At 70.6% G+C, this 24428-nt stretch carries 24 protein-coding genes; 15 read left to right on the top strand and 9 right to left on the bottom strand.

Annotated elements, in window-relative coordinates:
- Nucleotides 1-87 precede the first annotated feature (87 nt).
- The 3 genes from UG56_RS25645 to UG56_RS25655 all read right to left on the bottom strand — a co-directional run bounded on the left by UG56_RS25645 (nucleotide 88) and on the right by UG56_RS25655 (nucleotide 5488).
- Entirely contained in the window at nucleotides 88-2802 is a 2715-nt protein-coding gene (locus tag UG56_RS25645) for a DEAD/DEAH box helicase family protein (protein ID WP_084101622.1), read from the bottom strand.
- A gap of 119 nt (nucleotides 2803-2921) precedes the next feature.
- Nucleotides 2922-4133, bottom strand: coding sequence for a multidrug effflux MFS transporter (locus UG56_RS25650; protein WP_071327342.1), 1212 nt, complete (start codon nucleotides 4131-4133; stop codon nucleotides 2922-2924).
- 71 nt (nucleotides 4134-4204) lie between these two features.
- Entirely contained in the window at nucleotides 4205-5488 is a 1284-nt protein-coding gene (locus UG56_RS25655) for a hydroxyacid-oxoacid transhydrogenase (RefSeq protein ID WP_045551592.1), read from the bottom strand.
- Nucleotides 5489-5626: 138 nt separating this feature from the next.
- On the opposite strand from UG56_RS25655, the gene UG56_RS25660 reads away from it, so the two are divergent.
- Nucleotides 5627-6568 carry a TauD/TfdA dioxygenase family protein gene (locus UG56_RS25660; RefSeq protein ID WP_045551593.1) on the top strand — a complete coding sequence of 314 codons (942 nt, stop codon included), beginning with the start codon at nucleotides 5627-5629 and terminating at the stop codon, nucleotides 6566-6568.
- A 58-nt stretch (nucleotides 6569-6626) separates the two neighbouring features.
- Here UG56_RS25660 and UG56_RS25665 read toward each other — a convergent pair whose 3' ends face one another.
- Complete coding sequence (locus UG56_RS25665; RefSeq protein ID WP_045551594.1) at nucleotides 6627-8090, bottom strand: RNB domain-containing ribonuclease; 1464 nt, start codon at nucleotides 8088-8090, stop codon at nucleotides 6627-6629.
- A gap of 17 nt (nucleotides 8091-8107) precedes the next feature.
- A complete protein-coding gene (locus tag UG56_RS25670) occupies nucleotides 8108-8431 on the bottom strand; it encodes a hypothetical protein (RefSeq protein WP_045551595.1) in 324 nt (107 codons plus the stop codon).
- A gap of 102 nt (nucleotides 8432-8533) precedes the next feature.
- On the opposite strand from UG56_RS25670, the gene yaaA reads away from it, so the two are divergent.
- Nucleotides 8534-9310, top strand: a complete 777-nt coding sequence (gene yaaA, locus UG56_RS25675; protein WP_045551596.1) for a peroxide stress protein YaaA — start codon at nucleotides 8534-8536, stop codon at nucleotides 9308-9310.
- Between the two features lie 17 nt (nucleotides 9311-9327).
- On the opposite strand, the gene UG56_RS25680 is transcribed toward yaaA, so the two are convergent.
- Genes UG56_RS25680 through UG56_RS25690 form a run of 3 tightly spaced genes read right to left on the bottom strand, consistent with a single transcriptional unit; the run spans nucleotide 9328 to nucleotide 11577 of the window.
- Nucleotides 9328-10014, bottom strand: coding sequence for a histidine phosphatase family protein (locus UG56_RS25680; RefSeq protein WP_052694181.1), 687 nt, complete (start codon nucleotides 10012-10014; stop codon nucleotides 9328-9330).
- On the bottom strand, nucleotides 10011-10727 hold the full coding sequence (locus UG56_RS25685; RefSeq protein WP_052694183.1) for a zinc ribbon domain-containing protein: 717 nt from the start codon (nucleotides 10725-10727) through the stop codon (nucleotides 10011-10013). The genes UG56_RS25680 and UG56_RS25685 overlap by 4 nt, the downstream gene beginning before the upstream one ends.
- A gap of 34 nt (nucleotides 10728-10761) precedes the next feature.
- The gene (locus tag UG56_RS25690) at nucleotides 10762-11577 is read right to left on the bottom strand and encodes a Nif3-like dinuclear metal center hexameric protein (RefSeq protein ID WP_071327336.1); all 816 of its coding nucleotides are present in this window, start codon (nucleotides 11575-11577) and stop codon (nucleotides 10762-10764) included.
- Nucleotides 11578-11731: 154 nt separating this feature from the next.
- Here UG56_RS25690 and UG56_RS25695 point away from each other — a divergent pair, with 154 nt between their 5' ends.
- From UG56_RS25695 to UG56_RS25740, 10 genes are all read left to right on the top strand, one after another.
- On the top strand, nucleotides 11732-12862 hold the full coding sequence (locus UG56_RS25695) for an ABC transporter ATP-binding protein (protein ID WP_045552119.1): 1131 nt from the start codon (nucleotides 11732-11734) through the stop codon (nucleotides 12860-12862).
- Nucleotides 12859-14064 (top strand): polyamine ABC transporter substrate-binding protein, encoded by a 1206-nt coding sequence (locus tag UG56_RS25700; protein ID WP_071327337.1) that lies wholly within the window; start codon nucleotides 12859-12861, stop codon nucleotides 14062-14064. Before UG56_RS25695 ends, UG56_RS25700 begins: the two co-directional genes overlap by 4 nt.
- Entirely contained in the window at nucleotides 14057-15001 is a 945-nt protein-coding gene (locus UG56_RS25705) for an ABC transporter permease (protein ID WP_045550637.1), read from the top strand. The genes UG56_RS25700 and UG56_RS25705 overlap by 8 nt, the downstream gene beginning before the upstream one ends.
- Complete coding sequence (locus UG56_RS25710; RefSeq protein WP_045550638.1) at nucleotides 14998-15831, top strand: ABC transporter permease; 834 nt, start codon at nucleotides 14998-15000, stop codon at nucleotides 15829-15831. Before UG56_RS25705 ends, UG56_RS25710 begins: the two co-directional genes overlap by 4 nt.
- Nucleotides 15831-17474 (top strand): amidohydrolase, encoded by a 1644-nt coding sequence (locus UG56_RS25715; protein WP_045550639.1) that lies wholly within the window; start codon nucleotides 15831-15833, stop codon nucleotides 17472-17474. The genes UG56_RS25710 and UG56_RS25715 overlap by 1 nt, the downstream gene beginning before the upstream one ends.
- A 21-nt stretch (nucleotides 17475-17495) precedes the next feature.
- Nucleotides 17496-17744 carry a zinc-ribbon domain-containing protein gene (locus UG56_RS25720; protein ID WP_045550640.1) on the top strand — a complete coding sequence of 83 codons (249 nt, stop codon included), beginning with the start codon at nucleotides 17496-17498 and terminating at the stop codon, nucleotides 17742-17744.
- 105 nt (nucleotides 17745-17849) lie between these two features.
- Complete coding sequence (locus UG56_RS25725; RefSeq protein WP_045550641.1) at nucleotides 17850-18842, top strand: intradiol ring-cleavage dioxygenase; 993 nt, start codon at nucleotides 17850-17852, stop codon at nucleotides 18840-18842.
- Between the two features lie 30 nt (nucleotides 18843-18872).
- Entirely contained in the window at nucleotides 18873-19076 is a 204-nt protein-coding gene (locus UG56_RS25730) for a Sec-independent protein translocase subunit TatA/TatB (RefSeq protein WP_045550642.1), read from the top strand.
- Nucleotides 19073-19828: a twin-arginine translocase subunit TatC gene (gene tatC, locus UG56_RS25735; RefSeq protein ID WP_045550643.1), complete on the top strand. Its 756-nt coding sequence runs from the start codon at nucleotides 19073-19075 to the stop codon at nucleotides 19826-19828. Before UG56_RS25730 ends, tatC begins: the two co-directional genes overlap by 4 nt.
- A complete protein-coding gene (locus tag UG56_RS25740; RefSeq protein ID WP_071327338.1) occupies nucleotides 19816-20343 on the top strand; it encodes a Sec-independent protein translocase subunit TatA/TatB in 528 nt (175 codons plus the stop codon). The genes tatC and UG56_RS25740 overlap by 13 nt, the downstream gene beginning before the upstream one ends.
- Before the next feature lie 90 nt (nucleotides 20344-20433).
- Here the strand turns inward: UG56_RS25740 and UG56_RS25745 are convergent, their stop codons facing one another.
- Complete coding sequence (locus UG56_RS25745; RefSeq protein WP_045550644.1) at nucleotides 20434-21975, bottom strand: AMP-binding protein; 1542 nt, start codon at nucleotides 21973-21975, stop codon at nucleotides 20434-20436.
- Nucleotides 21976-22079: 104 nt separating this feature from the next.
- Here UG56_RS25745 and UG56_RS25750 point away from each other — a divergent pair, with 104 nt between their 5' ends.
- The 3 genes from UG56_RS25750 to UG56_RS25760 are packed head-to-tail and all read left to right on the top strand — an operon-like array spanning nucleotide 22080 to nucleotide 24425.
- Nucleotides 22080-22346, top strand: a complete 267-nt coding sequence (locus UG56_RS25750; protein ID WP_143055199.1) for a small secreted hydrophilic protein — start codon at nucleotides 22080-22082, stop codon at nucleotides 22344-22346.
- Nucleotides 22315-23775 (top strand): sensor histidine kinase, encoded by a 1461-nt coding sequence (locus UG56_RS25755; RefSeq protein WP_052693955.1) that lies wholly within the window; start codon nucleotides 22315-22317, stop codon nucleotides 23773-23775. Before UG56_RS25750 ends, UG56_RS25755 begins: the two co-directional genes overlap by 32 nt.
- The gene (locus tag UG56_RS25760; protein ID WP_045550646.1) at nucleotides 23760-24425 is read left to right on the top strand and encodes a response regulator transcription factor; all 666 of its coding nucleotides are present in this window, start codon (nucleotides 23760-23762) and stop codon (nucleotides 24423-24425) included. Before UG56_RS25755 ends, UG56_RS25760 begins: the two co-directional genes overlap by 16 nt.
- Nucleotides 24426-24428 lie beyond the last annotated feature (3 nt).

A 24428-nucleotide genomic window follows, 5' to 3' on the forward strand; every position in this document is an offset into this window, starting at 1 on the left:
GTCGGCCGAGTGGGCACAACGCCGACCACTCGGCCGACGTACGTGACGTCTCGGCCGACGTACGTGACGTCTCGGCTGGGGTGAGGGTCAGGACCAGTGGCGGCGGATGACGGCGGTGACGTCGAACGGGTCGGCGCCACGTTGGGCGGCCAGGAGGCCGGCTCCCTCGGGCGAGCCGGTGTAGAGCAGGCCGGAGCCGCCGACCCAGTGCTCCCAGGCGGCGCGGAACGCCTTCGCGTCGGCGGCGCGGCGGCCGAGGGCGGTGGGGACCGCGTGCCAGGCCTCGGACTCCGCGGTGTGTCTTCCGGAGACCCCCAGGCGCAGCCGCTCGAGGGGGTCCAGGTCGCCCACGACCGAGCGCGAGACCAGGTAGCGCGGCGCGGCGATCCGTGCCAGCGCCTCCTCGAGCGAGGTGGCGAAGAGTGCCGACTCCTCCTCGGGCACCCCGGCCAGATGGAGGCGGTAGCTGCCGTCGGTGTCCACCGCGATCTCCAGCCCGCCGGCGCCGACCGAGGTCTGCCCGGTCGCGTGCAGCGCGTCGGCGACCGCCGCCCCGACAGCTCCGACGCTGGGTCTCCGGCGCAGCTGGGAGGCGATCCGGGTGCCGTCGCGATAGACGTACGCCGCCCAGAGCGCCCACAGCGCGCCGGCTGCGCCACCGAGTGCGGGTCCGATCGCGCCACCGCCACCGGCGACCGCCACGATCAGCCCCATGCTCAGCAGCAGCGCGGGCGCGAGGACGCCCTTGGCCGGCAGCCGCCACTCGGGCACCCGGCCCTCCAGCAGCCGGAACCCGGGCGGTCGCGGCGCGAGCACCGCCCCGGTCGGCGCCCGCAGCGCACCGGCCCGGCGCAACCGGATCCTGACGGTGCGGCCGGCGACGTCGGCGTACGGCTCCCCGATCCGCCACCTCTCCCGGATCGCCGTGCGGTCCTCGGCACGGGCGACCATCCGGGCGTTGATCGCGTCGAAGTCGGACTCCGGCGGGGCGGCGTACGGGGAGAAGGACTCGTCGATGTGACCGACGCCGTCGACGACGGAGCCGTCCTCGTCGGCTCCGAAGAAGCCGGTGTGCTTGCGGACCAGCCGCTTCCAGTCGTTGTCGCCGCGCGGGTGCTCCTCCTCGACGCAGACGACGGTCCAGTTGACCGCGACCTTGTCGGGCCGTGCCGGATCCGTACGCAGCGACCGCCCGCGCAGCTGCACGACCGCCGTCGTGGTCGTGGCGGCGGTGAGGTCGACGATCCCGGTCACCGACCGGGCGTCCCAGCCCTCGCCGAGCAGCCCGCGGGTCCCGACGAGCACCCGGCATCCGCCGGCCTCGAAGAACCGCGTCACGTACCCCACCCACTGCCGGCTGCTCCAGCGTCCGACGAGCGTGGCGTACGCCTCCTCCTTCTCGATCACCAGACCGTCGGCCAGACCCGGGTCGGTCTCGGCGATGTGCGCCACCAGCGCGGCGAGGGTCGTCGGCGGACCGGCGACGGTGGCGCCGGTGACCAGCAGGACGTCGTCGTTCGCCGCGCACAGCGTGGCAAGCACCGCCTTTGCGGAGCCGGACTGCTCCGCAATCACCCCACGGAGGTCGACGGGCAGCGTGGCCGAGGCCCGCTCGTGGTCGGTGACGACGAGCAGCCGCAGCGCGTCGCCGTGCGCGAGCCGCTCGTGGTCGACGATGGCCGCGGTCGCCGCCGTCTTGGCCTCCGAGCGCGCCAGCACCCGGTCGACCGGTGAGCGACCGGCGCGGATGCCGCGACGGGTCAGCGCATAGCCGACGGCCGGCAGCGCCTGCTTGATCGCGGCCAGGGCCTCCTGGTCCGCCTCGGCGTCGGAGGAGACGAGATGTCCGCGTACCCAGTCGCCGATCAGTGCCACCCAGTCCTCGGCCGACGGGTCACGTCGATGGGCCTCGGTCGGCGTCGCCCCCTCGGGCAGCGCGATCAGCCCGCGATGGTGGGCTCGGAGGGCGGCGGTGGCCAGCTCGGGTGATGCCTTCGCGATCTCACCCCACGACGGGGCGCCCGCCGATCGGGCCACGAACCTGCGGTCCAGCCAGGCGAGGAACGGCACGGTGCCCAGATCGGCGGAGGTGAGCGCGGTGAGCAGCTCCTCGAACCGCTCCGCGCTCCCCCGCAGCCACTCCCGCTCGCTCGGCGTGGGCGCGGTCAGCCAGACCAGGTCGGCGAACGGCGCCAGGTCGCCCTCGCGCACCACCGCCGGGATCGAGGTCGAGAAGACGATCTCGCCGAAGAGGGTCCCGACCAGTGCCGACTCCTCCTTGGTCAGCGCCTCGGGAGGGGTCGCGGTCAGCCCCAGCACCCGCGCGTCCGGCAGCAGCTCGAGGATCTCGCCCAGCAGCTCGCCCCACACCTCGAGCAGGTGATGGCACTCGTCCAGTACGAGGAGCAGCGGCCCGGCGCTTCTCAGCGCGGCGACCAGGGCCCGGCCGTTGTCGTGCAGCCTGGCCAGGTGGCTCTCCCCGGTCTCCGCCTCGTCGTCGGGATCGCCGAAGACCGCGACCGACTGGTAGGTCAGCGATGTCAGCGGAGCGTCGAGCTCGCGCGACGGAGATGCCGAGAGACCCAGCGCGGCCGCCTGCCGCAACCACTGTCCCTGGATGGCGGTGTTGGGGCTGAGTACGACGACCTTCGCCCCGTCCGCGATCGCGTCGCGCGCCGTCTCCAGCCCGACCAGCGTCTTCCCGGCCCCCGGCGGCAGCACCACCCACGCCCGCGACCGCCCCGCCTCCCAGGCCGCGCCCAGAGCGGACAGCGCACGCTGCTGATGAACACGGAGCTCCACGCCGCGAAGCCTAGTCAGCGCCGAGGCGTCACGTACGTCGGCCGAGGCGTCACGTACGTCGGCCGAGTGGGCACCACCGCGCCCACTCGGCCGACGGGAGTGACGTCTCGGCAGGCTTGCTAGGCAGCGGTGGCGAAGGCCGCCTCGGACTCCGGGTTGCGGGCGACGGAGCGCCGGGCGAGGGAGAAGGCGAGAGCGCCGAGGAGGGACGTGACCACCATGGTGATCGCCAGCGGCACCGCGGTGTGGTCGCCCGCGACGGCGCCGAGCGGGGAGGCGAGGCCGCCGCCGAGGAACATGATCCCGCCCATCAGCGCCGAGCCGGCGCCGACGGAGGGCCGGGCCTGCTCGATGGCGAGGGCGCCGGTGTTGCCCATGATGAGGCCGACGGAGGTGGTGACGACCACGATCGGCAGCAGGATGAGCACCTTCGGCACCGGCAGCAGCGCCACGACCAGCACGGACAGGGCAGCCAGGGCCATCACCGGCTGCGCCGTCCGGATGATCCGGGCCGGGTGCACCTGGCGCTTGGCCAGCCGTGCCGAGACCAGCCCCGCGACGGTGAGGAAGGCGGCGTTGACCGCGAACCCGATGCCGTACACGGCCGCCGAGGTGCCGATCACCGACTGGTAGAGGAACGAGGAGGAGGAGACGTACGTCATCAGGGTGGCGAACGTGAGCGACTGCGTCAGCGTGTAACCGAGGAAGGCCGGCTTGGCGAGCAGGCGGCCGAGGTCGGCGTACTCGACCCGGCTGCTGCGGCGCTCGACCGGGAGGCTCTCCCGGATCACCAGCAGCACGACGACGACCTGCAGGACGGAGATCGCGGCGACGATGCCGAGCACGCCGCGCCACGGCACGAACCCGGCGATGGCACCACCGATCACCGGCGCCAGGATCGGCGCGATCCCGCTGATCGACATCATGATCGACATCGCCCGGGCGGCCGCGAAACCGTGGAGTACGTCGGCGACGATCGCCCGCGCCATCACGATCCCCGCCGCGGCGGCGAGCGCCTGGACGAAGCGGGCCGCGATCAGCAGCTCGACGGTCGGCGCCAGCGCGGCCAGCACGCCGGCCGCCGCGGCCACGACCGACCCGATCATCAGAGGCCGCAGACGCCCGAACCGGTCCGAGATCGGCCCCCAGGCGATCTGCCCGAGTGCGAGCCCGATCAGGAAGGCGGTGAGGGTGAGCTGTACGTTGCCGGCCGCGGCCCCGAGGTCCGAGCCGATCTGCGGGAAGGAGGGCAGGTAGAAGTCGATCGCAAGCGGCGCGGATGCCGAGAGCAGGGCGAGTGCGAGCAAGAGCCGCGGCGGGACTGACGTCACCGAGGAGACCTCCGGAAGAGTTTGGTTGAAGAAGACAACCAACCGAACGCCGTAGCCCCGCCGCGCATTCCTCACCAGAGCGTGATGGACCTCTCGAAGATCCCCGACAGATCCTCGGCCGAGGGCTGCTTCGGCGCCGTGGCGAGCAGCCGCTGCTGCTTGAGCGCACCTTCGACCAGGTCCGGGATGTCACCGGCCTCGTAGCCGACCGCGCCGATGCCCGCCGGGATGCCGATATCGCGCATCAGGTCGGTCAGGACCCGGGGCAGCAGGTCGCGCGGCTCCTCCTGAGACTCGTCGAACCCGGGAGCCAGCAGCCGAGCCGCGCGGAGGTGCCGCTCGGGCGCCGCGTCGAAGGTGTAGCGGAACGCCTCCGGAGCGGTCAGCGAGACCGCCATCCCGTGCGGCACCAGCGCCTCGTCGCCGGGGTAGTCCGCCGGATGGAAGTCGCGTACCCGCCCGGCGATCGGGTAGGCACAGGCGTGCGGGATGTGCACTCCGGCGTTGCCGAAGCCGAGCCCCGCGAAGGTCGCCGCGAACGCCATGTCACCGCGCGCGATCGTGTCGTCGCCGTGTGCGACGGCCTGCCGGAACGAGCCGGCCAGCAGCGACAGACCCTTCTCCGACCACATGTCGGAGATCGGGTTGGCACCGCAGTAGGGCACCCGCTCGGCAGGCTCCTTGCGGTCGTAGGAGGTGTAGGGGCGGGCCGTGTAGCTCTCCAGCGCGTGACACAGGATGTCCATCCCCGACGCGGCGGTCACCCCGGCCGGCTGGGTCATCATCAGGTCCGGGTCGACGACGGCCAGCGTGGGCCGCAGCCGTGCGTGCGAGATCCCGGTCTTCACCTTCAGCGACAGCACGTCGAGCACGCACACGGTCGTCGACTCCGCCCCGGTCCCGGTCGTGGTCGGCACCGCGACCAGCGGCAGCAACGCATGCGAAGGCGCGAGCCCGCGACCCACCGGAGCGTTGAGGTAGTCCATCAGGTCGCCGTCGTTGGTGGTCAGCAGGTTGACCGCCTTGGCGGTGTCGATGCTCGACCCGCCCCCGACCGCCACGATCGCGTCGAACGGACCGTGCTCCCGGGCGAACTCGACCGCGGCCCGCATGCTCTCGTCGGTCGGCTCGACATGGACGCCGTCGAAGACGACCGCCGTGACGTCGTACGCCTTCATCTGCTCGGCCACGCGCTGCGGGAGCCCCGTGGCGGAGATGCCGGGATCGGTGACCACGAGAGCGCTCCGGGCGCCGAGCGACGCGAGGTCGTAGCCGATCTCGGCAGAGGCTCCGGTGCCGAACTTGAGCTGCGGGGAGCCATAGGTGAACACGGTCTCGGGTGTGGCGTGCGTCATGAGCGCACGATATCCACCGGCTCCTCTCCACATCATTGTGCGGAGTGCCCAAACGTCTCGTGAGACGCTCGTGGTTCTAAGTTGTGTATTTCACTAGACTTAATTCATTCCAAGCGACGTCCCCCGAGGAGACCATCCATGACCATCACTGAAGCATCCGCTGTCACCGAGCCCACCGAGCTCACCGTCCACAAGGTCGGGGGCCGGATCGGCGCCCGTATCGAGGGAGTGACCCTCTCCGGAGACCTGCCCGCCGAGACGATCGCCGAGATCCGCGCCGCGATCCTGAAGCACAAGGTCGTCTTCTTCCGCGACCAGGGCCATCTCGACGACCGCGCCCAGATCGCCTTCGGCGAGCGCCTGGGCCCGCTGACCACCGCCCACCCGACCGTCAACACCGGCAGCGCCCGGGTGCTGACCCTCAAGGCCAACCGCGGCATGGCCGCCAACTCCTGGCACACCGACGTCACCTTCGTCGACCGGCCGCCGGCGTTCTCGATCCTGCGTGGTGCGGAGATCCCCGACTACGGCGGCAACACCGTCTGGGCCAACACCGTCACCGCCTACGAGCGGCTCCACCCGCAGCTCAAGGCGCTGGTCGACAACCTGTGGGCGGTCCACTCCAACGACTACGACTACGTACGTCCCGACGAGGCCGAGGCCACCGACGACGTGGCCGCGCGCAAGCGGGAGGAGTTCGTCTCGACGATCTACCGCACCGAGCACCCGGCGGTCCGGATCCACCCCGAGACCGGCGAGCGGGCGCTCGTCCTGGGCCATTTCGTCAAGCACTTCACCGGCCTGAACCAGAAGGAGAGCGCGATCCTCTTCAACCTGCTCCAGGACCGCGTGACCGCCCTGGAGAACACCGTCCGCTGGCACTGGCAGCAGGGCGACGTCGCGATCTGGGACAACCGTGCCACCCAGCACTACGCCGTCGCCGACTTCGACGAGCTGCCGCGCGAGGTGCGGCGGATCACCGTGCAGGGTGACGTACCCGTCTCCATCGCGGGTGAGCACAGCCGGGTGACCGAAGGCTCCGCCGAGGTCTACAACCGCCTCGACGAGCTGATCTCCTGACCCGTAACCCGACGTACGCCGGCCGCCCCGACCCCCGCGGGGCGGCCGTCGCCGGGTCTCAGGCGAGGGTGAAGCTCACCTTCCGGGCGACGACGTCGGCCGCCTCCAGCCGCACCTGGACCTCCTCGCCCAGCGGGAGGGCCGTGGAGGCGGTGACCCCGGCCTCGATGGCGGGCTCCTCGACGGTGATCGCGCCCTTCTGCTTGTCCTCGTCGTCGACCTCGACGACCACCGCGTCGAAGGTCTCCCCCACGCGCTTGGACAGCAGGCCGGCCTCGACGAGGTCGACGACGCCGCGCTCGTAGGCACCGCTGGCCCGCGACGAGGCCCGCATCGTCTCCGGGAGGGTGGCGAATGCGCTGATCACCCACTCCGGGACGGGCTGGTCGGCACAGAGCGCCAGGCAGACCTCGCCGGCGTAGCGGTCGATCAGCCGGCGCAGCGGAGCGGTGACGTGCATGTATTCGTTGGCCAGGGCCGAGTGTTGGGTCAGCTCGGGCAGCTCACCGTTGAACGCGGCATACCCGCTCCCGCGCAGCAGCCGGGTGCAGGCGATCGCCATCGCGGCGTGCTTGCCGTTCTTGCCGTCCAGCGTGCGGATGAAGTCGGGGTAGAGCATCTCCGCGGGCCACTCCAGGCCGAGGGCACGAGCGGTGCGGTGCAGCCGCTGGACGTCTCGGGGATCGGGTTCGGGCAGCGTACGCAGGAGCCCGACCCGGGCGTAGACCATCAGGTCGGCCGCGGCGAAGCCGGTGAGCAGCGAGATCTGGGCGTTCCAGTTCTCGACGGGCAGCAGGTCGCGGTACTCCAGCGACCACTGGTCGCCCTGCACCGAGATCTCCTGGTCGCGCAGCGGCAGGTTCACCCCGCCGCGGGCGGCCTCGAGGGCGATCCGCTTCTCGCCGATCTCCTGCAGCAGCCCCAGCGACCCGGAGTAGTCGGCATCGCCGAAGCCCTCGCCGTCGAACATCTTCTGGACGCCCTCGTAGGACAGCTTCGCCCGGGACCTCACCAGCGCGCGCTCGACGAAGGTGTCGGTCCCCTCGCCGGTCGCGTCGAGCTTGTGCGTCCACAGCAACGCGGGGCGTACCTGGTCCGGGAGCAGCGAGGCGGCGTCCTCGGAGAGGACCTTGGGGTGGAGCGGGATCTTCGCATCGGCCGCGTAGAGCGACTCGCCGCGCTTGTTGGCCTCGACGTCGACCGGGTCGCCGGGCGCCACGAAGGCGGCCACGTCGGCGATCGCGTAGTGCACCACGTAGCCGTCGCCGTCGCGCTCCAGGTGGAGCGCCTGGTCGAGGTCCATCGACGTCTCGGGGTCGATGGTCACGAAGGGCAGATCGGTGCGGTCCAGCTCCGGGAGCCTCGGGGCGGCTGCGGCGGCGGCCGCCGCCTCCTCCACCTCGGGCGGGAACTCGGCGCTCACCCCCAGCTCGGCCTGGAGCGCGGCGATCCCGTCGCGGAGCGTGGTGGCGGCGACACCGCTGTCGGCACTGGCCACCCGGATGATGCGTGCGGAGCCCATGGCCGGAACTCTAGTGGCTACTTCTTCTTCGACTTCGCCTTGTAGGTCTTGTACAGCGAGGCGGCCTCCTTGCCGAAGGCCTTCGGGTTGCCCTTGAAGGCGGCGAACTGTTCCCACAGGTCCTTCTTGGACCCGTTGTGCGCCTTCGCCGACCTGTTGATCCGGGCCAGCGCCTTGCGCTGGGAGGAGGTCAGCGACCGCTTCGCCCGCAGATGCTCCGAGCGCGCTCTGGACTTCTTCGAAAGGTCCTGGATCAGCCAGAACGCGCCGACGATGACGGCCACGAGAAGAAGGCCGCCGAGGTTGGGCCCGGAGGTGGGTTCGGCGGCCAGGACGAACATGGTTGGAACGTAAGCTGGCGCATCGTCGCAGGTCACAGAGGCTTTGAAAGATACCCAATCCTCGATTCGGCCATCCTCGCCCCGGACGGCACGATAGTCCCCGTGCTGATCCTGCTGCCGCCCTCGGAGGGCAAGACCGCGGCCGTACGCGGCAACCCGCTCGCCCTCGACGACCTCCGCCTCCCGGTGCTCAACCCGGCCCGCGCCAAGGTCATCGACGCACTGGTCGAGCTCTGCACCACGCGACCGGACGAGGCCGTCGACATCCTCGGGGTCCCGAAGACGCAGCCCGAGCTCGTCACCCTCAACGCCGGGCTGCTCGATGCCCCCGCCGCGCGCGCCGACCGGGTCTACACCGGCGTCCTCTACGACGCCCTCTCCCCCGCGACCCTGTCACCGGCGGCCAAGCGCCGCGCCACCGGCCGGGTCATGGTCACCAGCTCCGTGTTCGGCCTGGTCGGCCTCGCCGACCGCATCCCGGCGTACCGGCTCTCGGGGGACACCACCCTCCCCGGCGTCGGCGGTATCCAGGCCCACTGGCGCTCCCACCTCGGCGCCGGCCTGACCGAGGCCCTCGGCGACGGCCTTCTCGTGGACCTCCGGTCCGGGACGTACGCCGCCTTCTGGCGCCCCGACGAGGTCTCTGCCCGCACTGCCACCGTCCGCGTCCTCCACGAGCACAACGGTCAGCGCAAGGTGGTCAGCCACTTCAACAAGGCCACCAAGGGCCGCCTCGTCCGCGCGCTCCTCGAGTCCGGCGCCAACCCCCGCACCCCCGCCAAGCTCGCCGACACCTTCCGCGACCTCGGCTGGACCGTGGAGGTGGGCGCTCCGACGAACAAGGGCACCCAGCTCGACGTGGTCGTCGCCGAGATCTGACCCTCCAACCCGCCGAGTCAGATGAGTCCGGCGGCGAAGGGGTCGCGGGAGACCGGGAGGCCGTTGAAGAGGCGGAGGGAGGCGCGGTTGTCGGCGAAGAAGGAGACGACCGTGACCGATGCGGGCGAGAGCTCCATGTTGAAGACTCCCTGGATCGGGGTGCCGAGCGCGTGGGCGACGATCAGCTTGATCGGCGAGACGTGGGAGGTGACCACGACGGTCTCGCCCGCGTGGGCCTCGAGGACGCGGGAGAGGCCGGCGAGCACGCGCTCCTGAGCGGAGTCGAACGACTCGCCACCGGGAGGCGCGACCTCGGTCGCGCCCATCCAGGACTGCATCTCCTCGGGGAACTGCTCGGCGACCTCACCGAAGGTGAGTCCCTCCCAGGCACCGAAGTCGATCTCCGCGAAGCCGGGCTCCTCGTCGATCCGGGCACCCAGGACCCCGGCGACGAGCTCGGCGGTCTCGACGGTGCGCAGGACCGGTGAGGTGACGACGGTCGAGACCGACGGGGCCAGCGGCCGCAGCCACTCCGCGGTCAGCAGCACCTGCTCGCGACCCTCCTGGGTCAGCGGCGGGTTGTCGCCGCCGAGACCGCCGGAGAAGGCCTTCGCGGCGGTGTGCTTGGTGACCCCGTGGCGTACCAGGACGAGGGTCGTCGCGGCCGCCCCGGCGCTCCACCCGCGCGCGGGCTTGTGACTCACAGTCCCGACTCGGCGGTGCGTACCAGGATGCGGGAGCACTCCTCGCAGCGCACGACTTCGTCGGCGGCGAGACCGCGGATGCGGGAGATCTCGGCGGGGTCGAGCTGGAGGTTGCAGCCGCCGCACCGGCGGGCACGCAGCTCGGCGGCACCGACGCCCATCTTCGAGCTCAGCCGCTCGTAGAGGGCGAGCAGGTCCTCGGGGATGCCCTCGAGGGCGGGCGTCCGCTCCTCGGCGACCCCGGCGAGCTCGGCGTCGATCTTCGAGGTCTCCACGTCGACCGAGTCGATGGCGACCGCGAGCTTCTCGGTGATCTCGGCGAGCTCGGCCTCGAGCCGGGTCACGGTGGCCTGAGCCCCTTCGAGCTGCTCCATGACCTCGAGCTCCTCGTCCTCGAGCACCGAGATCCGGCGGTCGAGGGTGGCCAGCTCGTGCTGCATGCGCTCGAGGTCCTTGGCGCTGCTGATCGCCCCGGAGTCCATTCGCTCCTGGTCACGCTTGCGGCGGGTCTTGACCGCCTCGACGTCGGCGTCGGCCTTCTTCTGCACCCGCTCGAGGTCGTCGCGGATGACCCGGGCGTCGCGTACGGCATCGTCGGTGGTCTTCTTCGATGCCTGCAGCTCCGCCACGACGGCGGCCTGCGGCAGGTGGGCACGGCGGTGGCGCAGCTGGAGCGCACGCGAGTCCAGCTCACAGACGTCGAGCAGCTTCACCTGGGCGAACGGGTCGGCTTTCAGCGGATTCTCCTCAGTTGTTCACTATTCGCTTGGTCCACGGGTCGGTGACGATCTCCGAGACCCGGGTCTCCACCGTATCTCCGAATGCCTCCCGAAGTCGCCTCGCCAGCACAGGCAGCCAGGTCCACTCGGCCGCCCAGTGCGGGATGTCGATCAGCGCACCGCCCTTCTCGAGGAACTCCGAGGCCGGATGGTGGCGCAGATCGCTGGTCACGAAGACGTCGTACGCAGCCACCTGGTCGAGCAGGAAGTCGCCCGCGCCGCCGCACAGCGCCACCGAGGAGACCGGCCGGTCGAGGTCGCCGGCGACCCGGATCCCGGCCGCGGTCGCGGGCAGCGCGGCGGCGACGGACTCGGCGAAGGCGCCCAGCGTCGTCGACTCCACCGTCCCGGCCCGGCCGGTGCCGACCTCCGGAGTGAGCCCAGGAATCAACGGCCGCAGCGAGCTCAGCCCGAGAGCGAGCGCCAGCGACTCCGAGACGCCGCCGAGGGCCTGGTCGGCGTTGGTGTGGGCGGTGAGCAGGGCGCAGCGGGCGGAGACCAGGGTCGAGAGCGTACGTCCCTTGGGGGTCGTCGCCGCGAACCCGTGCACGCCCTTCAGGAAGAGCGGATGATGGACCACGACCAGGTCCGCACCCCACTCGGCCGCCTCCTCGGCGACCGGGAGGGTCGGGTCGACGGCGAGAAGCACCTTCGAGACCGGCGCCGAGGGCTCTCCCCAGACCAGCCCGACCGCATCCCAGTCGTCGGCGGTGGCGGGCGGATACCAGTCGTCCAGCAACGAGGTCACGGCAGACAGGGTCGGCGGCATCGGCAGGGTCGGCATGGGGTAACCCTAGATCCCTCGACCGAGTCGGCACCCAGCGACAGCACCTAGCACGAAATCCAGTTCGTAACCGTTCTTTTACAACCGATTCCGTACTTTTCTCCGGATCTTGTGGTGGAATGCAGCGCTAAGTGAACAATCGACTGGAGCAGCGATGACCACGAAAGCTACCCCGGACCCACCCTCCGGCTCGGTGACCATCAAGGGCCTGACCAAGACCTACGGCCAGGCCACGGCGGTCGACGGCCTGGACCTCGAGATCCGGCCCGGCGAGTTCATCTCGCTGCTCGGCCCGTCGGGCTGCGGCAAGACGACCACGCTACGGATGATCGCAGGCTTCGAGAAGCCCGATTCCGGCAGCATCATGATCGGCGGCAAGGACGTGGTCAGGCTCGCGCCCTACCAGCGCGACGTGAACACGGTCTTCCAGGCGTACGCGCTGTTTCCGCACAAGTCGGTCGCGGAGAACGTCGCCTACGGCCTGCAGCAGCGCAAGACGCCCCGGGCGGAGATCCGCGAACGCGTCGTCGAGGCGCTGCGGATGGTGCGGATGCTCGACTTCGCCGACCGTTCACCGACCCAGCTCTCCGGCGGTCAGCAGCAGCGCGTGGCGCTCGCCCGCGCACTGGTCAACCGCCCCGGCGTCCTCCTCCTCGACGAGCCGCTGGGCGCACTGGACCGCCAGCTGCGCGAGGAGATGCAGCTCGAGCTGAAGCTCCTCCAGTCCCGCCTCGGCATCACCTTCGTCTTCGTCACCCACGACCAGGGCGAGGCGCTCGCGATGAGCGACCGGATCGCGATCATGCGCGCCGGCCGGATCGAGCAGCTCGCCGACGCCGACACCGTCTACAACCAGCCCGCCAGCGCGTACGTCGCCGGCTTCGTCGGCCAGCAGAACTTCCTGCAGGGCGAGGTCAGCGCCGACGGCACCACCGTCGAGACCCCGATCGTGGTCGTCGAAGGCCCCGCGAAGCCCGACGGCAGGCCCGGCGAGCCCCATCAGGCCGCCATCCGTCCCGAGCTGATCTCGATCGAGCCCGGGACGGTCGCCGAAGGCCTCAACACCGTCGCCGGCGAGGTCCTGCAGGTCTCCCCGCTGGGCGAGGTGATCCAGTACCTCGTCAAGGTCACCGACGAGACCAGCCTCCTCATCCGCCGCCCCGCCCACGGCGCCGTGCGGCTCTCCCCCGGCGACCAGGTCCTCTGCGGCTGGGCCGCCGAGGACGTACGCCTCTTCCCCCTCGACACCCCACCTGACCCGACCACCGCGAGGAGCCCCCAGTGAACAAGCCTGCAGACAAGAACGGCAACGTACGGATCCTGGCCAGCCATGCCGGCGCTCGTGCGATCCGCCAGGAGCTCTCGCGGCGACACTTCCTGAGCCTGGCGGCCCTCGTCGGCGCCGGCGCCGCGCTCAGCGCCTGTGGGACCGGCGACGGCGGGTCGTCCAGCGCGGCCGAGCCGGGCGGTGGCGCGACCGGCGGCCCGGTGGAGAAGGCGCTGTCGATCTACACCTGGGGCGACTACGACGCCCCCGAGGTGATCGAGGCCTTCGGCAAGACCGGGCCGAAGGTGACCCTCGACTCCTACGGCTCCAACGAGGAGCTGATCTCGAAGCTGGTCGCGGCCAAGGGCACCAGCGGCTACGACATCGTCGTGCCGACCGGGGTCTACATCCCGCAGCTGATCGAGAACGACGTCATCGTCAAGTTCAACAAGGACCTGATCCCCAACATCGCCAAGGTCGACCCGCAGTTCCTCGGCCAGGACTGGGACCCGGAGAACGACTACTCGGTGTGCAAGGACTGGGGCACCACCGGCTTCGTCTACGACACCACGGTCATCAAGCGCGACCTGAAGACCTGGGACGACTTCATCGACGCCATGCAGAAGGAGGCCTCCGGCAAGACCTCGCTGCTCGACGACCCGCAGGGTGTCGCCGGCCTCTACTTCTGGGCCAACGACATCGACTGGAACACCGAGGACATGGCCGACTACGACGCCTTCGAGGCCGAGGCGGTCGAGAAGTGGGCGCCGCACATCGCCGCCTTCGACTCCTACCCCTCGACCGGCGCGATGCAGGAGAACACCTTCGCGCTGATGCAGAACTGGAACGGCGACGCCCGTCTCGGCATCCTCGAGCACAAGCAGCCCGACCGCTGGAAGTGGGTCCTGCCCGGCCCGACGACCGAGCTGTGGATGGACAACTGGTGCATCCCGGCCGGGGCGCCCCACCCGGAGGCCGCGCACGCGTTCATCGACTTCGTGCTGGAGCCGGAGAACTCGTTCAAGGAGATGGACTACATCGGCTATCACACCGGCACCCTGGGCATCGAGGAGATGGCCAAGGAGCGCAAGGTCGAGCTGCCCGAGATGATCTTCTTCACCGAGGAGCAGCTCGCCACGATGAAGAACGGCGCCGTCAACAAGGCTCAGGACCGGCGTACGGAGGTCTACGACAAGCTGAAGGCCGCCGCCAGTGCGTGACCGTGCGGCCAGGCGCCTCCCGGGTTTCGTCCTCGCCGTCCCGGCGTGGCTGTGGCTGACCGTCTTCTTCGTCGTCCCGTTCCTGCAGGTCGCGTGGTTCAGCTTCGGCGAGAAGCCCGGGATGTTCGGCACCCACAGCAACGCGGTGATGTCGCTGGACCGTTATGCCGAGGCGTTCAGCCCGACCTTCTTCACGATCTTCCGGGCAACGCTGTGGATGAGCGTTCTGGGGACCGTCGCCTGCCTGCTGGTCGCGTTGCCGGCGGCGTACTTCATGGCGCTGAAGGTCCCCGCGCACCGTCGCGGGCTGCTGGTCGCGTTGGTGATGGTGCCCTACTGGACCTCGTTCCTGATCCGTACGATCGGCTGGAAGGTGATCCTGTCCTCGGAGGGTGCGCTGGCCGGGTTCATGACCGACGTCGGTCTGGTCGGCGACCCGCACGACCTGCTCAACACCCGCGGCGCGGTGCTGCTCGGCCTGATCTATAACTATCTGCCGCTGATGATCCTGCCGTTGTACGTCGCCTTCGACCGCGTCGACAACGCGCTGGGTGAGGCGTCCAAGGATCTCGGCGCGGGCCGGGTGCGGACGTTCTTCCAGGTCACGCTGCCGCTGGCGCGCCCGGGGATCATCGCCGGGGTCGTCCTGGTCTTCATCCCGATGATGGGCGACTACGTCACCCCGGCCGTCCTCGGCGGCGCCAAGGGCACGATGGTCGGCTCGCTGATCGCCAGCCAGTTCCTCACCGCACAGAACTGGGCGCTCGGCTCGGCGATGGCTGTGGTCCTCATCCTGCTCACCATGGTCGTCGTCGTCCTCGCCATCGCGCTGCTGTGGGGCGTGGGATGGCTCGTCCACCGACGCACCGAGCTGGTCGTCGGAACCGTCCCGCCTCCTGACCCGAGGCTGCCCACCAAGGAGGTGGTGACCGCATGAGCAGGCCTTCCGGGACCAATCTCGCGCTCGGCGTGTGGACCACGCTGGTCTTCGTCTTCCTCTTCGCCCCGATCATCGTGATCGCCGTCTACTCCTTCAACGGAGGCCGGCTGCTCACCGCCTGGGACGGCTTCAGCCTGCACCCGTTCACGGCGATCGTGGAGCGGCCGACCGTACGCCACACCGTCGCCGTCTCCCTGCAGACCGCGGTCGTCGCCGCGATCCTGGCGAGCGCGCTCGGCACCCTCGCCGGGATGGCGATGGCCCGGTTCCCGGGCCGCTGGACGGGGCCGTTCACGCTGCTGTTGCTGCTGGTCTCGGTGACGCCCGAGATCGTCGACGGCATCGCGCTGCTCCCCTGGTTCGTCACGCTCGGCCAGGACTGGTCGCTGGTGCCGTTCAACAACGGCTACGTGCGCCTGATCATCGGTCACTCGCTGTTCGCGACCGCGGTCGTCACCTACATCGTCCGGGCTCGCCTGGTCGGGTTGGACGCGTCGCTGGAGGAGGCCTCGGCGGACCTCTATGCGCGCCCGATCCCGACGTTCTTCAAGGTCACGCTCCCGCTGGTCGGCCCGGCGGTCCTCGCCGGTGGGCTGCTGGCCTTCACGCTGAGTCTCGACAACACGGTGATCTCCTCGTTCATCAACGTCTCCGGCACGACCTCATGGCCCGTCTACGTGCTCTCCTCGGTCCGCTCCGGGCTCAAGCCCGAGATCGCCGCGGTCTCGACCATCCTGCTGGTCTTCACGCTCCTGGTCCTCGGCCTGGTGGCACGGGTGCTCAAGCGCTCGGGCTCCTCGGTCACCGACACCATGGCTGTCGCCTGATGGGTGGACGGGCTCTCCCCGCGGAGCTGCTGCTCCGCGGGGGCCGGGTGCTGCGCGAGGGCGGCTGGGAGGACGTGGACATCGCCGTCCAGGGCGGTCGGATCGCGGCCATCGGCGCGTCTCTGGACGGTTGTGCCGGTCCGGACACCGTCGTCGAGGAGCTCGACGGTCGCTGGGTCCTGCCCGGGTTCCACGACTCCCACGTGCACCCGGTCCAGGCCGGCCTGGAGATGAACCAGTGCGACCTGACCGGCCTGTCCACGCTCGAGGAGTATCTGGACGCCATCGGGTCCTACGCCGCCGCCAACCCGTCGCGGGCCTGGATCTCGGGCGGTGGCTGGTCGATGGACTCCTTCCCCGGCGGGGTGCCGAGCGCTGCGCCGCTCGATCGGCTGCTGCCCGACCGGCCGGTCTTCCTGCCCAACCGCGACCACCACTCCGCCTGGGTCAACAGCCGCGCGCTCGAGCTTGCCGGCATCTCTGCCCACACGCCCGATCCTGCGGACGGGCGCATCGAGCGTGACGCCTCCGGCAACCCGACCGGAGCGCTGCACGAAGGTGCGATGGCGCTGGTCGGATCGCTGGTCCCCGCCCCGACCTCGCAGGACCTGATGGAGGCGCTGCTGACCGCCCAGCGCCACCTCCACTCCGTCGGCATCGTCGGCTGGCAGGACGCGCTCGTGGGCGACGGTCTCGGCATGCCCGACTCGCTGCCGACCTACATCGCCGCCCGGGGCTCCGGCGCGCTCACCGCGAAGGTCGTCCTGGCCCAGTGGTGGGACCGCGACCGTGGTCTGGAGCAGCTGCCGTCGCTCATCGAGCGGCGTGCCCTGGCAGCCCAGGCGGGGCTGGACGCGGGCAGCGTGAAGCTGATGCAGGACGGCGTCTGCGAGACCCACACGGCCGCGATGCTCTCGCCCTATCTGGACGCCCACGGCCGGCTCACCGACAACCGCGGGCTCTCCTTCATCCCCGCGGATGCCCTGGCCACCTATGTCGCGGCGCTGGACGAGGCCGGGTTCCAGGCGCACATCCATGCGCTCGGGGACCGCGCCGTGCGCGACAGCCTGGACGCGATCTCGCACGCACGGGCGACCAACGGGGCCAGCGGCCTGCGCCATCATCTGGCCCACGTGCAGGTCGTCGACCCTTCCGACGTCCCTCGGTTCGCCGCCCTGGAGGTCACCGCCAACATCCAGCCGCTGTGGGCGTGCCTCGACGAGGCGGTCGAGGTGCTGACCCTGCCGTTCCTGGCACCGGCGGCGCGCGAGCAGCAGTATGTCTTCGGGTCGCTGCTGCGTACGGGTGCCCGGATCGCGTGCGGTAGCGACTGGCCGGTCTCCGACCCGGCGCCGCTGCTCGGCATGCACGTCGCGGTCAACCGCCGCTCCCCCGAGCAGCCCGCCGACGCCGCCCCGCTGCTGCCGGAGGAGGCGCTGTCGGTCGCCGAGGCCCTCGCCGGCTACACCACCGGCACCGCCTACGTGAACCGCCTGGAGCGCTCCACGGGCCGGATCGAGACCGGCTACGCCGCCGACCTCGTCGTCGTCGACCACGACATCCTCGGCACGGACACCACGGTCCTCGGGCGCACCCGGGTGACCCACACCTACGTCGACGGTCGCGAGGTCCACCGACGCTGACCGGGTGCAAGACTCGTTGCCATGATCATCTTCGGGTTCAAGACCTACACCCGGCTGCTCGCGACGCTCTCGCTGGTCTGCCCGAACTGCGGGCAGCGGGCCGCACAGCGGCTGTTCGAGATCGTCAACAAGTTCACCCTCTTCTTCATCCCGCTCTTCCCCGTCAGCAGGTCGCGCCGGATGGACTGCACCTACTGCGGCTACGCCTCCAAGCTGTCCAAAGAGCAGTCAGACCAGCTCCAGTCCGCCCCGCGCCCGAGCGTCGGCTGATCCTCGGCGGCTCTTACAGGAATCCCACAGCCGGGACAGGAGGTCCTCACGGATTCGGACGTCAGAGTCAGGTCAACGCACCAGACAGACGTCAAGGAGAACCGAATGAGCCGCGTACCCGAACCCGAGAACACCCCTGAAGGCCCGGCCTATGAGGGCCGCCTGCTCGCCCGCCCCGACGAGGAGGTGGTCGACCAGGGTGCCGGCTTCGACATCTCGACGCTGCTGACCCGCCGCCGGGTGCTCGGGCTCGTCGGGGTCGGCGTCGGGGCCGCCGCCCTGGCCGCTTGCGGGGCGTCCGGCTCGTCCGGCTCGTCCGGCTCTTCCGGCTCCTCGGGCGGCTCCTCGGGCGGCTCCGCGTCGAACGCGTCCACGACCGCGGACGGCGAGATCCCGCAGGAGACCAACGGCCCCTACCCGGCCGACGGCACCAACGGCACGAACGTGCTGACCGAGTCCGGGATCGTACGCAGCGACATCACCTCCAGCCTCGACGGCGGCACCACCGTCGACGGTGTGCCGCTCGAGTTCACCTTCACCGTGACCGACATGACCAACGACAACGCGCCCTTCGAGGGAGTCGCGGTCTACCTGTGGCAGTGCGACGCCGCAGGTCTCTACTCGATGTACTCCGAGGGCGTCGAGGACGAGACGTACCTTCGCGGCGTCCAGGTCGCCGACGCCAAGGGTCAGGTGACGTTCAAGACGATCGTGCCGGGCTGCTACACCGGTCGCTGGACCCACATGCACTTCGAGGTCTACCCCGACGCCGACTCGGCGACGACCGGCGACAACGCCATCGCGACCTCGCAGGTCGCCTTCCCCGAGAAGATGCTCAACAAGGTCTACGAGCTCGACACCTACGCGGGCTCGGCCGACAACCTCACCCAGGTCACCCTCGAGAACGACAACGTCTTCAGCGACGGCTACGAGCTCGAGATGGGCAAGTTCAGCGGCAGCCCGAGCGCCAGTTACAAGGGCTCGCTCGCCGTCGCCGTCGACACCACCACCGAGGCCTCCATGGGCGGCGCGCCGGGCGGCGGCACCCCGCCCGAGGGTGGTGACGGTGGCACCCCGCCGGAGCCCCCGACCGAGTAACCCGTCCAGACCATCATCCAGGAGATCATCATGTTGCAGAACCTCACGGGCTGGCACGCCCTCGTCATCCTCGCCATCATCCTGCTCGTCTTCGGCTCGGCGAAGCTGCCAGCCCTCGCCCGCAGCGTCGGCCAGTCCGTACGCATCCTCAAGGACGAGACCCACGACGCCGCGGCCGCCGCCGAGCCGCAGCCCGCGACCGTCGAGGCCGTGGCCGACCGCAGGGCGTCATGACCACCGCCACCGTCGCGCGGGGGACCATGCCCGTCGCCGGCCACCTGCGCGAGGCGAGCAGGCGTGGGACCCGTGCGGTGGTGGCCCTCCTCATCGGGGTGGCCGTCGGCTTCTGGCTCTCCGACCAGATCCTGGAGGTCCTGCGCTCCCCGATCGAGCAGATCGCGCAGTCGCAGGACGCCAGCCTCAACTACGACACGGTGACCGGCGCCTTCGACCTCAAGCTCAAGATCGCGCTCTTCGCCGGCGTGATCGGTTCCAGCCCGGTGTGGCTGGCCGAGCTCTTCGGGTACGCCACCCCGGGGCTGACCCGCCGGGAGCGCCGCTACACCGTCGGGTTCCTCGCGGCCGCGATCCCGCTGTTCGCCGCGGGCTGCGCGTTCGGGTTCCTGCTCTTCCCGCACATGGTCGAGATGCTCGCCGGCTTCTCCTCGACCGAGGACAGCACCATCCTCAACGCCGGCTACTACGTCGACTTCGTGATGAAGATGGTCCTCGCCATCGGAGTCGCGTTCGTGCTGCCGGTCTTCGTGGTCGTGCTCAACCTGCTCGGCCTGCTCCCCTCGCAGACGCTGTGGCGCAGCTGGCGCGCCATCGTGGTCGTCATCGTCCTGTTCAGCGCGCTGGTGACGCCGGCCGCCGACGTCCTGTCGATGTTCCTCGTCGCAGCGCCGATGGCAGGCCTGTTCACCGCCGCCGTCATCATCACCCACCTCCACGACCGTAGGAAGGCCCCGCCGTGTTCGGCCTGAGCATTGAGAAGCTGTTCCTCGTCGCGGTCATCGCGGGCCTCGTGATCGGCCCACAGCGGCTGCCGATCCACGCCCACCGCCTCGCCGAGCTGATCCGTTCCTTCCGGGGCTTCGTCGAAGCCGCCAAGGCCCGGGCGGCGACCGAGATCGGCATCTCGCATGCGGAGCTGGAAGCCTTGGACGTACGCCGCTACGACCCGCGCCGCGTCGTCCGGGAAGCGCTCGCCGACACCCCGGCCGCGGCTGCCGAGCCCACCGACGACCCCGAGGCGCGAGCCCGGTCGGTGGTCGAGGAGGCAAGCCGCGTACGTCCCGGCCAGAAGTACCTCGTCACCGGCGGCTCCGCCCACCCCCGCCGCATCCTGATCGCGTCGCTGCCGGAGGACGACCCTCGCCGCCTGGCCGCGTACATCCCACCTCCGGGCGCCGACGACGAGACCGAGCTCCTCCTGACGGAGGTCAGCAACCTCCTCCAAGAGTCCCGACCCGCCGACTCGGCGCATTTGTCCCGCTGACCCGCCGAGTCGGCGCAACTGTCCCAGGTGTGCGGGACAGATGCGCCGACTCGGCGTGAATCTATGGGGCAGACGCGCCGGGTCGGCGGATCAGTTGACCTTGCGGTCGCGGTCGCCCCAGTAGGGCTCGCGGAGCTTGAACTTCTGCAGCTTGCCGGTCGCCGTACGGGCGAGGGAGTCGCGGAACTCGACGACGGTCGGCGCCTTGTAGCCGGCGGCGCGTTCCTTGCACCAGGCGATCAGCTCCTCCTGGGTCGCCTCCGCGCCCTCGGCGAGGACGACGAGGGCGAGGATGGTCTCACCCCACTTCTCGCTGGGGATGCCGATGACGGCCACCTCGGCGACCGAGGGGTGCAGGAAGAGGACGTCCTCGACCTCGGCGCTCGAGACGTTCTCGCCGCCGGTGATGATGACGTCCTTGATCCGGTCGGAGATGGTGAGGTAGCCGTCGTCGCCGATGCTGCCGCCGTCGCCGGTGTGGAACCACCCGTCGGCCAGCGCCTTCTCGGTCTCCTCCGGCTTCTCCCAGTAGCCCTCGAGCACCACGTTGGAGCGGGCCAGGACCTCCTTGTCGGGCGAGATGTCGAGGCTCACCCCGATCGCGGGCGCACCGGCGCGGGTGAGCTTCGCGGCGCGCTCCATCGGGTCGAGGTCGTCCCACTCGGCGCGGGTGCGGTTGATGGTCAGCAGCGGCGAGGTCTCGGTGAGGCCGTAGATCTGGATGAACTCCCAGCCGAGTTCCTCCTGGACGCGGACGACCGTCTTCGTGGGCGGCGGGGCACCGGCCATGATGATCCGCACCCGGTCGCGCCCCGGGATCTCGCCCTCGGTCTCCTGCCACTGCGGCAGCGCGTCGAGCACGGCCGCCGCCACCGCGGGAGCGGCGCACATGTAGCTGACCCCGTGGTCGCGTACGCGGCGCAGGATCTCCATCCCGTCGACCTTGCGCAGCACGATGTGCTTGATGCCGAGGCCGGTCGCGGCGAACGGCATGCCCCAGCCGTTGGCGTGGAACATCGGCAGCGTGTGCAGGTAGACGTCACGGTCGGTCAGCCCGGCGTGGAGCCCGAAGGTCAGCGCGTTGGTCCAGATGTTGCGGTGGGTGATCTGCACGCCCTTGGGCCGGGCGGTGGTGCCGGAGGTGTAGTTGATCGTCGCGGTCGCGTTCTCGTCGGGCTCCCACGGCGTCGGCTCGACGCCCTCGGCGGCGTAGAGGTTGGCGTCGTCGCCGAGCACGAACCGGTGCTTGGCGGTCACGTCCTTCAGCGCTTCGTCGACCTCCGGGTCGACCCAGAGCACCGAGGCGCCGGACTGCTCCACGATGTAGGAGACCTCGTCGGGCCGGAGCCGGAAGTTGACGGGCACCAAGATGCGGCCGTAGCCGGCGACGCCGTAGAAGGCGGTCAGCAGCCGGGCGGAGTTGTGGGAGACGATCGCGACCCGCTCCCCCACGCCGATGCCGAGCTCGTCGAGCTTCGCTGCCATCCGCTTCGCGAGCGACTTCATCTCGGCGTACGTCACCTCCCCGAGGGACGCGGCCGGCTGGTCAGGCTCGTCGACGACGCCCACCCGCTCGCCGTAGACGGATGCGGCACGGTCGATGAAGTCGTTGACGCTGAACGGGACGAACACGGGCGTTACCTCCAGGTGCAAGTGGTGACCCGGATCACTGTATCCATGAGAGGTCTCTCATGGACCCCCACATCGGACAGGTGGTCAGGCACTATCGGAGGGTCATGTCCCGCACCCTGAAAATCGTCCTGCCGCTGGTCGTCCTGGTGGCGGTCGGCGTCTACCTGGCCGGCTCCTTCGCGGGCGCCTCCGAGAACGACCCGCCGCCGCGCGAGCCCGTCGTGCTGCCCTCGCAGTCTGTTTCGCCGTCCTCGCCGACCACCGGATCGTCCCCGAGCACGGATCCCTCGGGTGTCCCGGTCGTCACCCCTGGTCCCGTCGACGATGATGATGACGACGATGACCACGACGACCGCCATGACGACGACTGACCCACGCCGCCGGGGGCTATCCGTACGCGCCCGGATCACCGCCTCGGTCGCCCTCCTGGTCACCCTCGCCCTGGCCGGCGCGGGGCTCATCGTCTACGCCGTCGAGCTCGGCCGGGTCGATGCCGCGACCACGCGCGAGATGGAGCAGGAGCTCGACGAGTTCTCCCGGCTCCGCACCGAGGGCATCGACCCCGAGACCAGGGCCCCGTACGACGTGGAGGGACTGCTGCGGACGTTCCTGAGCCGCAACGTGCCCGACGACGACGAGCTCTTGGTCGCCTGGGTCGACGGCCGGCCGCGCGCGCACTTCCCCGAGGACCCGCTGGTCTCCACGGCGCGGTTCAGCGCCGCCGTCGCCGACCTGGTCGTCGACGGTGGGACGACGTACCTCGACACCGCCGACGGCGAGGTACGCATCACCAGCCAGCCGGTGCGCCAGGACACCGCCACGGGCACCACCGAGGGTGCCCTCCTGGTCGTCTCCTACCTCGACGAGGACCGCTCCGAGCTGCGCAGCACGATGCGGACCTACACGATCGTGGCCGGACTCCTCGCCCTGCTCGTCACCCTGGTCGCGGCCTGGCAGTCAGGGCGGCTGCTGGCGCCGCTGACCCGGCTGCGGCAGGCCACCGGCGCGATCGGCGCCACCGACCTCTCCGCCCGCCTGCCCGAGTCGGGCAACGACGACATCTCGGCCCTGACCAGGAACTTCAACGACATGCTGGCCCGCCTGGAGCAGGCGTTCACCGACCAGCGGCAGTTCCTCGACGACGCCGGTCACGAGCTGCGTACGCCGCTGACCATCATCGGCGGCCACCTCGAGCTCCTCGACGAGTCCGACCCGGCCGAGGTCGAGCAGACCCGGCGGCTGGCGCTCGACGAGATCGACCGGATGAGCCGGCTGGTCGGCGACCTGATCCTGCTGGCCAAGCACGACCGCCCCGACTTCCTCACCCTGGAGGAGGTCGACGTCGACACCCTCACCGAGGACATCCTCGCCAAGGCGAGTGCGCTCGCCGACCGCGACTGGCACCTCGACGCGGCCACGCCCGGCACCTGGCGCCTCGACCCGCAGCGGGTCACCCAGGCGATGCTGCAGCTGTGCGACAACGCGGTCGGCCACACCGCGCCCGGCGACCGGATCGCGGTCGGCTCGGCGACCGTCGACGGCGCCCTGCGGCTGTGGGTGCGCGACACCGGGCCCGGCGTACCCGCCGAGGACCGCGACCGGATCTTCGAGCGGTTCGCGCGCGGCACCGAGACCGGCTCGGGCGAGCGGCCCGGGCTCGGCCTCGGGCTGGCCATCGTCTCCGCCATCGCCACCGCCCACGGCGGCACCGTCGGCGTCGAGGACGCGACGCCGACCGGCGCCCGCTTCACCATCACCCTGCCGGCACGCACCGAAGGAGAGGCATGGCCCGCATCCTGATCGTCGAGGACGAGGACCGCATCGCGGCGTTCCTCGCCAAGGGCCTCGGCGCCGACGGCCACCAGGTCAGCACCGTCGCTGACGGGCTCGAAGGACTCGAGGAGGCGCTCAGCGGCGCCTTCGACCTGATGGTGCTCGACATCGGCCTCCCGACCATCGACGGCTTCGAGGTGCTCGACCAGCTCCGCGCCCAGGGTTCCCGGATGCCGGTGGTCGTACTGACCGCCCGCGACTCGGTGCACGACACCGTCTCCGCGCTCGAGGGCGGCGCCGACGACTACCTGGCCAAGCCGTTCCGCTTCGCCGAGCTGCGGGCCCGGATCAACGTACGCCTGCGGCAGCAGGACAACACCGACGCCGAGGTCGGCGAGCTCCGCTCGGGTTCGGTGGGCCTGGACCTGCGTACGCGGCGGCTGCGGGTCGACGGACGCGAGACCGACCTCTCCGCCCGCGAGTTCGCGCTGGCCGAGGTGCTGCTGCGGCATCCGGGACAGGTGCTCTCCCGCGCCCAACTGCTCGACCTGGCCTGGGGCATGGACTTCGACCCCGGCTCCAACGTCGTCGACGTCTACGTCGGCTACCTGCGCAAGAAGCTCGGCTCGGCCCGGGTCGAGACCGTCCGCGGCATGGGCTACCGCTTCCAGCCCTGACCC

This window comes from Nocardioides luteus, from assembly GCF_000960475.2.
Taxonomy (GTDB): Bacteria; Actinomycetota; Actinomycetes; order Propionibacteriales; family Nocardioidaceae; genus Nocardioides; species Nocardioides luteus_A.

Excerpts from the sequence above, each read along its gene's own strand:
- UG56_RS25715 (WP_045550639.1), top strand. The coding sequence starts at position 15,831 with ATGGGTGGACGGGCTCTCCCCGCGGAGCTGCTGCTCCGCGGGGGCCGG.
- UG56_RS25670 (WP_045551595.1), bottom strand. The coding sequence starts at position 8,431 with ATGTTCGTCCTGGCCGCCGAACCCACCTCCGGGCCCAACCTCGGCGGC.
- UG56_RS25760 (WP_045550646.1), top strand. The coding sequence starts at position 23,760 with ATGGCCCGCATCCTGATCGTCGAGGACGAGGACCGCATCGCGGCGTTC.
- UG56_RS25755 (WP_052693955.1), top strand. The coding sequence starts at position 22,315 with ATGACCACGACGACCGCCATGACGACGACTGACCCACGCCGCCGGGGG.
- UG56_RS25655 (WP_045551592.1), bottom strand. The coding sequence starts at position 5,488 with ATGACGCACGCCACACCCGAGACCGTGTTCACCTATGGCTCCCCGCAG.
- UG56_RS25660 (WP_045551593.1), top strand. The coding sequence starts at position 5,627 with ATGACCATCACTGAAGCATCCGCTGTCACCGAGCCCACCGAGCTCACC.
- UG56_RS25730 (WP_045550642.1), top strand. The coding sequence starts at position 18,873 with ATGTTGCAGAACCTCACGGGCTGGCACGCCCTCGTCATCCTCGCCATC.
- UG56_RS25725 (WP_045550641.1), top strand. The coding sequence starts at position 17,850 with ATGAGCCGCGTACCCGAACCCGAGAACACCCCTGAAGGCCCGGCCTAT.
- UG56_RS25710 (WP_045550638.1), top strand. The coding sequence starts at position 14,998 with ATGAGCAGGCCTTCCGGGACCAATCTCGCGCTCGGCGTGTGGACCACG.
- UG56_RS25695 (WP_045552119.1), top strand. The coding sequence starts at position 11,732 with ATGACCACGAAAGCTACCCCGGACCCACCCTCCGGCTCGGTGACCATC.
- UG56_RS25750 (WP_143055199.1), top strand. The coding sequence starts at position 22,080 with ATGTCCCGCACCCTGAAAATCGTCCTGCCGCTGGTCGTCCTGGTGGCG.
- UG56_RS25665 (WP_045551594.1), bottom strand. The coding sequence starts at position 8,090 with ATGGGCTCCGCACGCATCATCCGGGTGGCCAGTGCCGACAGCGGTGTC.
- tatC (WP_045550643.1), top strand. The coding sequence starts at position 19,073 with ATGACCACCGCCACCGTCGCGCGGGGGACCATGCCCGTCGCCGGCCAC.
- UG56_RS25720 (WP_045550640.1), top strand. The coding sequence starts at position 17,496 with ATGATCATCTTCGGGTTCAAGACCTACACCCGGCTGCTCGCGACGCTC.
- UG56_RS25690 (WP_071327336.1), bottom strand. The coding sequence starts at position 11,577 with ATGCCGACCCTGCCGATGCCGCCGACCCTGTCTGCCGTGACCTCGTTG.